Below are 10,487 nucleotides of genomic sequence, written 5' to 3' on the forward strand. Positions count from 1 at the left end.
ACGGCAGTCTCCAAGGTTGATTTATATCGCATTGCGATATATCTGCTCCGCCATACGCGGAACAAGGCGATAGCAGAAGATGTCAGTTACACCCATTCGCTCTGTCGAGAGCCATCCACTGGGCGATCACAGCGTCGACAGTCGCATGCCCCTTCTGGCCCTGATGGCCATAGTGGTCGGTGCTTGCGGAGCGCTGGGCGCCTGGGTTCTGGTCAAGCTGATCGCAGTGGCCACGAACCTGTTCTGGTTCGCTCGGCTGTCGGCCGATGCCGTTTCGATCACCGACGCCTCCGTGGGTGTGATGGTCGTCGCGATCCCGGTTATCGGTAGCCTGATCATCGGCCTTATGGCCCGCTTCGGCTCCGACAAGATCCGCGGCCACGGCATTCCGGAAGCCATCGAAACCATTCTTTATGGCGAAAGCCGCCTGTCTCTGAAGGTTGCCATTCTGAAGCCGCTCTCCTCCGCGGTCTCGATAGGCAGCGGCGGCCCCTTCGGCGCAGAGGGTCCGATCATCATGACGGGCGGTGCCATCGGCTCTCTCTTCGCCCAGTGCTTCCACCTGAGCGCCGCAGAGCGCAAGACCCTGCTGGTCGCCGGCGCCGCCGCAGGCATGACCGCGATATTCGGCACACCGCTCGCCGCGATCCTGCTGGCTGTCGAAGTCCTGCTGTTCGAATGGAAGCCTCGCAGCTTCGTCCCGGTCGTGGTGGCGGCGATCATCTCCTATGCCTGCCGTCCTTTCCTGCTGGGCGCGGGTCCGATGTTCGCCATGACGGCAACCCTGCCCGGAACCTCGTGGGATCTGTTCGCCTCGGCCGCGCTTGGCATCGTGGTGGGCATCGAAGCCATGCTGCTCTCAACCTCGCTTTACCGCGTCGAGGACTTGTTCCACAGGCTGCCGCTGCACTGGATGTGGTGGCCGGCGGTCGGCGCGATCGCGGTCGGCCTGGGCGGGCTTGTCGACGCCCGCGTGCTGGGCGCCGGTTACGCCAGCGTCGATGCACTGCTGAACGGTTCACTCGCCCTGAAGCTGGTCGTTTCGCTGCTGGTCGTAAAGGCGCTGGTCTGGCTGATCGCCCTGGGTTCGGGGACTTCGGGCGGTGTCTTGGCACCGCTTCTGATCCTGGGCGGCGCGGCGGGTTTCCTGCTGGGACAATTCCTGCCCGGAAACCCTGCGTTCTGGGCGATGATCGGCATGGCCGGCATCATGAGCGGCGCAATGCGTGCGCCGCTGACCGGCGCGCTGTTCGCGGTCGAACTCACGGGGCATTTTGAAGCCATTCCTTGCACCATTGCGGCTGCCGCCGGTGCCTATGCCATCAGCGTACTGTTCATGCGCCGATCGATCCTGACCGAAAAGATCGCCCGGCGCGGACGGCACGTGCTGCAGGAATACGCCGTCGATCCGCTCGATCTGCTGCAGGCCGGCCAGATCATGACCCCTGCCCCGGAAACCCTGCCGGCCTCCATGACGACCGCGCAGGCAGTCGCGTTCTTTGCCGAAGAAGCCCGGCACCGCAGTTATCCCGTGGTGGACATGGATAACCGCCTTGTCGGTATCGTTTCCCGTGCGGATGCTCTGCGCTGGCAAACCGCAACCGGCACGCAAGACGTATCTTTGGGCGAGACGATCTCCGATGCCGACCTGCCTGTAGCTTTTCCCGAGACACCTGCAGGTGTAGTCGCCGACCTTATCATCGAGACAGGAATTGGCCGGATTCCGATCGTGGAGCAAAGCAGCCGCATGGTAGTCGGTCTGCTCTCGCGGCAGGATCTTCTCAAGGTCCGGGGCACATCCCGAATCGCAGAAGTCGACCGCTCACGCTTCAGTTAATTTCTCCGGGAAACCACATGGGACCGACTGCAATGCGCCCTTTGCCGCGATAGGAATCTTGCGTGCAAACGGAAGAAGGCCGGAGATTCCGTCTGACCCTGCTGATGATTACCAGAAAGCCTTCGATCTCTTGTCCGACTGCGTTGCACTGCACCGACATGCTGCATGGGACGAGGCAACCATGCTCGCTGCGGTGTCTGCTCAGGCGGTCGCGAAGGCCACCATCGGATTGCGGAAGCCGTGACGAACCTTGACGAAGACTTCATCTCGAAACTGATCGCATGGGATTTTCGGCGACTGGAACAATGTCCGCTTCCCACCCGCTAGAGCCGTCCGACATGGTTGCGACCAAGCTGGCGGAGAACCCCCGAATTCTGTGCGCAGCGCCGGACTATATCAGACGGTTCCGCAAACCGGAGACCATTGCGGATCTCGTCAGTCATCCGTGCATCAAGCTCCATGGCATCGACACGTGGCCATTCATGAGAAGCAAGGCACTGGAACGGGTTCGGGTCGATGGTCCGATGTCGACGAGCACCGTCGATGCCGTCCGTTCCGCGGCCATTGCAGGCGTCGGGGTCGCCATGATGACGTATTGGGACGTCTACAGGGATCTCGACAGCGGTATTCTCGAGAGAATCCAGCTATCAGATGCTGAGCCGGACAACCTGAACATCTTGGCCGTTTTTCCAAGCCGGAAGCAGATGCCCCCGAGGCTTAAAGCGCTGATCGACGCTCTCCGTGCAAGACACGGCAGCGGGTAATGGTGTGCGGTGCAACGGTTTGTCCTACAATCTCGGCAGCACGCGACCAAAACCGGCTACTCATGTTTTACTCGAGAACGACCGGTCTCGCCATGTCCAGCCAGTAAAGCGGATTGCCAGCCCCCCTCTCCCAACATCCTTGCATTCGCGCCGGCGGTATGACCGTGCGCGTGGCCGGCCCGGCTGTGATCATGCGCCATGGGTCACCTTCTCGTTCTGAGCGGAGTGCGGATGGCGGAAGTCGTCGCCCTCATGCTCCTCGTTGTAGTGCTCGCTGGGAGCGATCTGCTTTTGCCCGAAGCGGGCGTAGAGGGTCGGCAGAACGAACAGGGTCAGCAGGGTCGCCGAGATCAGGCCGCCGATCACGACCGTCGCCAGCGGCTTTTGCACTTCGGCGCCTGCACCTCCTCCCAGAGCCATCGGCACGAAGCCGAGGCTTGCGACCAGGGCTGTCATTGCCACTGGGCGCAAACGCTGCATGGCGCCGATACGTGCTGCCTCGGCCCGCTCCATGCCCGACCGGATCAGGTCCTGGATCGAACTGACCATGACGAGTCCATTCAGGACCGCGATGCCGGACAGGGCGATGAAGCCCACCGCTGCCGAGATCGAGAAGTCCATGCCCCGCACGAAGAGGAGCAGGACGCCGCCGACCAATGCGAAGGGAACGCCGGTGAAAACGATCGCGGCATCACGAACGCTTCCGAGCGCTCCGTAGAGCAGCAGCAGGATGAGAATGAAACATGCGGGGATGACGAGTTGCAAGCGCTCGCTGGCCGACTTCATATTTTCGAACTGGCCGCCCCATTCCAGATAGCTGCCAGCAGGCAGGCGAACCTTCTGGCCAATAGCGGCCTGGGCATCCGCAACCACGCGGCCGACGTCGCGGCCGCGCACGTTCGCCTGCACGACCACAAGACGCTTGCCGTTCTCGCGGCTGATCTGGTTAGGGCCATCGACGATACGGATATCGGCGACACTGGCGAGCGGTACGTAGGCGCCACCGGGAATCGGCACCTGGACCTGTTGGAGCAGATTGATGTCCGCGCGCTGGGCATCCGAGAGACGGATCACCACCGGAAAACGGCGGTCGCCCTCGAAGATCATGCCGGAAGTTCGGCCGCCGATCGTGGCGGTGACGGTATCCTGCACGTCCTGCGCGGTGACGCCAAGGCGGGCCATGGCATCCCGGTTCACCTTGATGTCGAGCATCGGCAGGCCAGCGGTCTGCTCGACCTTCACGTCGGCGGCGCCTTGGGTCTTGCGCAGGATGCCGGCAATCTGTTCGGCGGTACGGTTCATCGCGTTGAAGTCGTCACCGAAGACCTTCACCGCGATGTCACCGCGAACGCCCGCGATCAGCTCGTTGAAGCGCATCTGGATCGGCTGCGTGATCTCGTAGGCATTGCCGGGGAACTTCGCGAGTTGACCTTCGATGCGCGAGACGAGTTTCGCCTTTTCCAGCTTCGGGTTGGGCCATTCCTCGCGGGGCTTGAGGATGACGAATATGTCCGTGGCGTTCGGCGGCATCGGGTCCGATGCGAGTTCGGCCGTGCCGGTCTTGGAGAAGACGAACTTCACCTCGGGCTGCTTCGACATCATCCGCTCGATCGGCACCTGCATGGCCTGGCTCTGCTGGACCGACGTCGCGGGGATACGCAGGGCCTGGATCAGCATGTCGCCTTCGTCCAGTTGCGGCAGGAAGACCTGTCCGAGCGACGTGAAGGCAGCAGCGGCAAGCACGAGACTGCCGAGCGCCGCACCGATGGTGAAGGTGGGGCGTCTCATCGCCCGGTCGAGACCCGGCTCGTAGCGCTTCTTCAACCAGGTGACGATCCGGCCATCCTCTTCCTCAACCCGGTTGGACAGCCAGATGGCGATCAGCGCGGGAACGAAGGTGAGCGACAGGACGAAAGCGAAGGCCAGGGCCATGATAACGGTGAGCGCCATCGGCACGAAGGTCTTGCCCTCGACACCGGTAAGGGTGAGCAACGGAACGTAGACAAGGATGATGATCGCCTGGCCGTAGACCGAGGGGCGGATCATCTCGCGCGCCGCGGAGGCGACGGTGGTGAGGCGCTCCTTCACGCTGAGGAGGCGACCATGATGGTGCTGGTCCTCGGCGATCCGGCGCAGGGCATTCTCGACGATGATGACCGCGCCATCGACGATAAGGCCAAAGTCGAGGGCACCAAGGCTCATCAGGTTGGCGGAGACACCCGCCTTCAACATGCCGAACCCGGTGAGCATCATCGTGACAGGGATGACGAGCGCGGCAATCAGCGCTGCCCGGAAATTGCCGAGCAGCAGGAAGAGCACGATGATGACGAGCACCGCACCTTCGCTCAGGTTCTTTGCCACGGTCTTGATGGTCGAATTCACCAGCGCGGTGCGGTTCAGCACCGGCTGCACGACCACGTCGGGCGGCAGCGAAGCGTTGATGGACTGCAGCTTGTCGGCGACTGCGGTCGCGACCGTGCGGCTGTTCTCACCGATCCGCATGATGGCGGTGCCGACAACGACTTCGGTGCCGTTCTCGGAGGCCGAACCCATGCGGATGGCCTGGCCCGAACGGACCGATGCAACCTGATCGAGCGTGATAGGCACGCCCTCTCGGGTGGCAACTACGGTGCGGCCGAGTTCCGAAGCATTGCGGATCAGCGCATCGGAGCGGACGGCAAGACCTTCGCCATTGCGATCCACAAATCCACCGCCGACGCTGGTATTGTTGCGCTCCAGCGCGTTGCCGAGATCGGTCAGCGAGATGTTGAGCGAGGCGAGGCGCTGGAGGTGAGGGACGACGAGGAACTGCTTGGCATAGCCGCCGATGGAATCGACACCCGCAAGGCCTTTCGTGCTCTTGAGCAGCGGGGTGACGATCCAGTCCTGCGCGGTGCGTAAATAAGTCGCCTTCTCGGCCCCGGTCGTCAGGCGCTCGCCTTCGGGTGTGATGTAGCTGCCGTCGGGCTGCTGGCCCGGTTCGCCGGGGCGGTGCTTGTCATCGGCACGGTGCTGGAGCTTGACCGTCCACATGTAGACCTCGCCAAGACCGGTCGCGATCGGCCCCATTTCCGGATTCACGCCTGCAGGGAGGTTCTCCGCAACGCCCTGGAGACGTTCGCCGACCTGCTGGCGGGCGAAGTAGATATCGGTGGAGTCCGAGAACACCGCCGTCACCTGCGCAAAGCCATTGCGGCTGAGCGAGCGGGTGAATTCGAGACCGGGAATACCGGCCAGCGCCGTCTCTATCGGGAAAGAGACCTGCTTCTCCACCAATTCAGGCGAAAGAGCGGGCGCGCGGACGTTGATCTGGACCTGGTTGTTGGTGATGTCCGGCACTGCGTCGATCGGCAGACGGGACAGTGACGCCGCGCCGATAACGGCGGCAATGGCGGTGAGAAGCAGGACGAGCCAGCGCTTCTCGACCGCCCATGTGACTACGCGGGCGATCATGGCTCAGTCCTCCACCGCTTCGCTCTTGCCCAGCTCGGCCTTGAGCGTGAAGCTGTTGACAGTGGCGATCTCCTCGGTGCCCTTGAGGCCCGACTTGACGATGATCATCTCTCCGGCGCTGTCGCCCAGAGTGACGGGGGTCGCCTGGAAGCCGGTCTTGGTACGAACGAAGACGACGGTCTTGCCCTCGTCGGTCTGGACGACCGTGATCGGCACCTTGACCGCATTGCCGCCGTCGTTGTCGGTCAGGGAGATCGATGCCGTAACCGGCTCGCCAACCCGCCACTGGCCAGCGCGATTGTCGAGCGTGGCGATCACCGGCACAAGGCGGGTGGTGGTGTCGAGCGCCGGAGATACAAAGGTCACTCGCGCGGTGGCTTCACGACCTGCTGCCTTGACCGTAACGGAATTGCCCGGGCGCACGCGTCCCGCATCCTGTGGCTGCAAGTTGAGCGAGAGCGAGACGCTGGAGAGGTTCGCCACGCGAAACAACTCGGCATCGGCGGCGACGGTCTGGCCCAGCACGACGCTGCGTGCGATGATCTGGCCGGAAATAGGCGAGGTGATGGCGATACGGTTCAATGCGCCGCCGCCTGTCCCTGCCGCCGATACCTGCTGCTGGGCGAGGCGCAGCGCGATGCGGGCTTCGATCGCGGCAGTACGGGCGGCGATGAGATCCTGCTCCGGCGAGACCTTCTGGGCGAACAGGCGCTGTTCGCGGTTGAGGTTTGAGTTGGCGAGCGAGAGTCGCGCCCGTGCCGCTTCGATCTCGGCATTAAGCGAGGCCGCCTCGCGGCTCTCGATCACGGCGATGGCCTGACCTCGGTTGACCGACTGGCCGAGGTTGCGGGTCAGTGAGACGACCCGCCCGCCAATGGCCGCGGAGACAACCTGCATGCCCTGTGGATCGCCGTCGATCGTCGCGGGCAGGTCGATGGTGCCCGAACCGCCGATCGTGGGACGCCCCAGCTGGATCCCGGCCGAACTGATCTGCTCGGCGGTCATGACTACCTTGCCCTCGACTGGCTTGGCATCGATCGCGGCAGGCGTTTCTTCGGGCGGACCTTCTAGGGCTTTGTCACTGCCGCCACAGGCCGAGAGGGCCAAGGCGAGCGAGAGAGGCAGGGCGGCGTAAGCGAATGTATTGCGCTTCATGGCGATCAGTTCCCCCCTTGAGGTGCGACGGCGGGCGCAGTCAGGCGCTCCAGCTGCGCGCGGGCATTCTGGTAGGATGCGAGAGCATCGATCGCGGCGACGCGCGTGTCGGCAAGAGTGCGTTCGGCATCGAGCAGATCAAGTTGGCTGAACTTGCCTTCCCGATAGCCGATGCGGGCGATGCGGGCTGCTTCCTGAGCGGCCTGCAAGGCCGGTCCCGATGTCGCTCGCGCCGTGGTCGCAGCGTTGTCGGCATCGACCTGCGCGTTGGTGATGGCCTGCTCGATATCGAGCGCCGTCACCCGGCGATTGGCCTCGGCCTGGATACGCTGGGCGCCAGCCTGTGCCAGCGCCGCACCGCCATTGTTGAAGATCTGGAGCGGGATCGACACGGTGAAGACCGCAGCGAAGTCCTTCGTTGCTTCCAGGCGGCGCACCGACGGACCGACGTCGATGTTCGGCACCCTGTTTGAGTTGGCGAGAAGAACACCTGCATCGGCGATGGCGAGGTCCGCATCGGCGGCAGCCAGTGCCAAGGTTCCCTGGGGCCTGATCGGCTCCGAGGGACCGTAGGAGACAGATGCGGAAGGCAGTCGATCAAGCAAGGCCACATCCAACGGACCATCAAAGGCCCGGCCGATACGGCGTTCGAGATTTGTACGCGCAGCACGCGCAAGGCGGTCCTGCCGTTCGACATTGGCTTCGGCGTTCACCCGAGCCACGTCAGCGCGCTGCTGTTCGAGCGGCGAGGCGCGGCCGGCCTGAACCCGGACGCCAGCGGCGCGAAGCGCGTCACCGGCGATCCGCGCCTGGTCCCTAGCCGTAATCAGGCGGCGCTCGGCTGAGACCGCTTCCACGTAAAGCTGCGTCACCTGCAGGCGAACGTCGGCGGCAATGATCGCTGCCTGAAGTTCGGCGCGGGACAACTCGGCGTTTGCCACCGCGACGCGGGCGCTGCGCTTACCGCCCAGTTCCAGGGTCTGCATGAACCCGACAGTGGCCTCATTGCTGCGGACTCCGGAGTAAGAGCCGGTGCCCATGACGTTTTCTATCTGCCCTTGAGCAACCGGGTTGGGACGAAGGCTTGCGACGGTTCGGCCTGCCTTGGCTGCATCGACACCTGCTCGGCCTGCTGCCATGGCTTGAGCGGAGCCACCGGCAGCGGCAACAGCTTCGTCAAGGGTTAGGATTACTGTGCCGGAAGGCGCGTTCGGTGCTTCCTGCGCCTGCACCGTTGCGGCACAGGACGCCGCGGCGAGCATCGCCGCGAGTATGGTCTTCATGATATGAATTTCCTGACGGAGGATTCCTGGTCGACATCAGCCGACCGGCGGAAACGTCAGGTTCGTGGAGGGCGCGGTGTTACGTTGCCGTCTGTCGGATCCAGCGGGAGAGACCGCCGAAACTCGAGAACCTGCCCGGCCGAGTGGGCAATGGGCGGCACTACCGTCATCGAGGGAGTGCCCAGATCATGACTGTGACAGGCACCGTGATGGTGGGGGAGGCCGTTGTCCGCGTCGCCCGGGACTTCGTCACCGTCGCCGGGCGCATGGTAGGAAAAATCGTACCCTGCATCGCTGCCGCCCGCTGCTTCCACAGCGTGCGCCATGCCGGACCAACTGACCAGGATCAGCATCAGGCAGGCAAGGAAGGGCAACAGCTTGCGCATCGATTCGTCCCTATCACTCCGCCGCGGCGGTGTAACCCCTTGAGGTCGAATTGAGCTCACCTCTGGCCTGCGCGACGATCTGGATGCTGCCGGAGCGGCACATCGAACGACGGCATCGTCCCCCGTCTCGGCAGATCGCGACCAGCCCCGATCGTGATGGCAGTGCTATTTCAGCAAACTCCAAAGAGGATTGCTGGGATCTGCGAGGAGTTTGATTGTCAGTGCGAACGACATGACGACCAGAAGCGGACGAACACCGCGGCCGCCGAAGCGGATCGCCAGCCATGCCCCAATCTGGTTTCCCGCGATGTTTGCTGCAGCCATGCTGAAGCCGAGGATCCAAAGGACTTCTCCGCCGGCAATCATTGCCAGCAGCCCGGCCACATTAGTCGCCAGATTGATGAACTTGGTGTTTGCTATGGCGCGGACGAGACCGAGACCAGCTAGTGCAACAAGCGCGGTCGTCAGAAACGATCCGGTTCCAGGACCAAAGAAGCCGTCATAGAAACCGATCACCGAGCAAACGGCTGTGATCCCCACATGACCCAATCTGGCGTGACGATCCTCGTCGCTCATTTTAGGTGCCAGCAGGAAATAGAACCCCATCGCAATCAGCAGAACCGGGACGAAACCTGCCAGAAAACTCGGATTGACGTGCTGGACAGCGGTGGCGCCAAGGACAGAACCGGCGAACGCACCCGCCGCCGGGATCGCGAATGCCTTCATGTCGATCCGGCCAGCGCGCAGGAAGGTCAGGACCGCAGATCCCGTGCCGATCGTGCTTTGCAGCTTATTGGTTGCCAAGGCCGCCACAGGAGGCACCCCCGCAGCCATCAACGCTGGAATCGTGAGAAGACCACCTCCGCCCGCCAAGGCGTCGATACTTCCCGCCATAAGCGCGATGAGAATCAAGAACGAGAAGGCTTCGGCAGTCAGGTGCATACGGTTCCGCTAGTCCCCTCCGCCGCGTCAGGCAAACCTGGAATAGGGGAAGGCTGGTCCAAATTAGTGCGCCGGCTGACGCGCAGACCGCCAGTGGAGCTTTGGGTATTTGCCTATCTTCCCGGCAAGCCCCGTGCTCGGTCCGTCCCGATCAAACGAGCACGCGGCGTGCGAAAGCGATTGCCGCCTCCAGACCATCCGGCGCGATCCCGTGCTCCTCGCCCGCCGATATGTGCGTTTCAGTCGGTACGCCGGCCTGCTCGAGGTATGTCGCTGCAAGATCCATCGACCGAAACGGGACCACTTCGTCCTCGGTGCCGTGAATGAGAAGGACAGGAGGGCGACTGCGAATTTCCGCGTCCAGTCGCTCGGGGGCCACGAGCATGCCCGAGATGCCGACGATACCGGCCGCCACCTCGGGCAGCCTAAGTCCCATGTGCAGCGCCATCATCGCCCCTTGGCTGAAACCGACAAGAAGCAGTCGCGAGTTCGCCAGCCCGGCCGTCTCCAGCTCAGCGGTTATGAAGGCGTCGAGAACTGGCGTGGCTGCATCGGCACCGGCCGATCGCTCGGCCATCGAGAACGTGTCGATCGGCCACCATTGATGCGCTGCAGCCATGTGGGGGATCAGTCCGGGGGCGTTCGGCGCGACGAAAGCGGCGTCGGG

General features: G+C 63.4%; 8 protein-coding genes. 2 read left to right on the plus strand and 6 right to left on the minus strand.

Annotation, left to right across the window (positions count from 1 at the left end; genetic code table 11):
* Nucleotides 1-79: 79 nt before the first annotated feature.
* Together V7066_RS01315 and V7066_RS01320 are read left to right on the plus strand one after the other, a co-directional pair.
* Nucleotides 80-1,837, plus strand: a complete 1,758-nt coding sequence (locus tag V7066_RS01315) for a chloride channel protein (RefSeq protein WP_334181445.1) — start codon at nt 80-82, stop codon at nt 1,835-1,837.
* Between the two features lie 305 nt (nt 1,838-2,142).
* Nucleotides 2,143-2,601 carry a substrate binding domain-containing protein gene (locus V7066_RS01320; RefSeq protein WP_334181446.1) on the plus strand — a complete coding sequence of 153 codons (459 nt, stop codon included), beginning with the start codon at nt 2,143-2,145 and terminating at the stop codon, nt 2,599-2,601.
* A 189-nt stretch (nt 2,602-2,790) separates the two neighbouring features.
* On the opposite strand, the gene V7066_RS01325 is transcribed toward V7066_RS01320, so the two are convergent.
* The 6 genes from V7066_RS01325 to V7066_RS01350 form a co-directional block, all read right to left on the minus strand.
* A complete protein-coding gene (locus V7066_RS01325) occupies nt 2,791-6,054 on the minus strand; it encodes an efflux RND transporter permease subunit (protein WP_334181447.1) in 3,264 nt (1,087 codons plus the stop codon).
* Nucleotides 6,055-6,057: 3 nt separating this feature from the next.
* Nucleotides 6,058-7,209: an efflux RND transporter periplasmic adaptor subunit gene (locus tag V7066_RS01330; protein WP_334181448.1), complete on the minus strand. Its 1,152-nt coding sequence runs from the start codon at nt 7,207-7,209 to the stop codon at nt 6,058-6,060.
* 5 nt (nt 7,210-7,214) lie between these two features.
* The gene (locus tag V7066_RS01335; RefSeq protein ID WP_334181449.1) at nt 7,215-8,492 is read right to left on the minus strand and encodes a TolC family protein; all 1,278 of its coding nucleotides are present in this window, start codon (nt 8,490-8,492) and stop codon (nt 7,215-7,217) included.
* 56 nt (nt 8,493-8,548) lie between these two features.
* Nucleotides 8,549-8,878 (minus strand): hypothetical protein, encoded by a 330-nt coding sequence (locus V7066_RS01340; RefSeq protein ID WP_334181450.1) that lies wholly within the window; start codon nt 8,876-8,878, stop codon nt 8,549-8,551.
* Nucleotides 8,879-9,043: 165 nt separating this feature from the next.
* Nucleotides 9,044-9,820 (minus strand): TSUP family transporter, encoded by a 777-nt coding sequence (locus tag V7066_RS01345; RefSeq protein ID WP_334181451.1) that lies wholly within the window; start codon nt 9,818-9,820, stop codon nt 9,044-9,046.
* Between the two features lie 151 nt (nt 9,821-9,971).
* The coding region (locus V7066_RS01350) for an alpha/beta hydrolase (RefSeq protein ID WP_334181452.1) at nt 9,972-10,487 on the minus strand (516 nt) is incomplete at its 5' end.

The organism is Novosphingobium sp., assembly GCF_036820275.1.
Lineage (GTDB): Bacteria > Pseudomonadota > Alphaproteobacteria > Sphingomonadales > Sphingomonadaceae > Novosphingobium.

Excerpts from the sequence above, each read along its gene's own strand:
- V7066_RS01320 (WP_334181446.1), top strand. The coding sequence starts at position 2,143 with ATGTCCGCTTCCCACCCGCTAGAGCCGTCCGACATGGTTGCGACCAAG.
- V7066_RS01315 (WP_334181445.1), top strand. The coding sequence starts at position 80 with ATGTCAGTTACACCCATTCGCTCTGTCGAGAGCCATCCACTGGGCGAT.
- V7066_RS01330 (WP_334181448.1), bottom strand. The coding sequence starts at position 7,209 with ATGAAGCGCAATACATTCGCTTACGCCGCCCTGCCTCTCTCGCTCGCC.
- V7066_RS01340 (WP_334181450.1), bottom strand. The coding sequence starts at position 8,878 with ATGCGCAAGCTGTTGCCCTTCCTTGCCTGCCTGATGCTGATCCTGGTC.
- V7066_RS01325 (WP_334181447.1), bottom strand. The coding sequence starts at position 6,054 with ATGATCGCCCGCGTAGTCACATGGGCGGTCGAGAAGCGCTGGCTCGTC.
- V7066_RS01335 (WP_334181449.1), bottom strand. The coding sequence starts at position 8,492 with ATGAAGACCATACTCGCGGCGATGCTCGCCGCGGCGTCCTGTGCCGCA.
- V7066_RS01345 (WP_334181451.1), bottom strand. The coding sequence starts at position 9,820 with ATGCACCTGACTGCCGAAGCCTTCTCGTTCTTGATTCTCATCGCGCTT.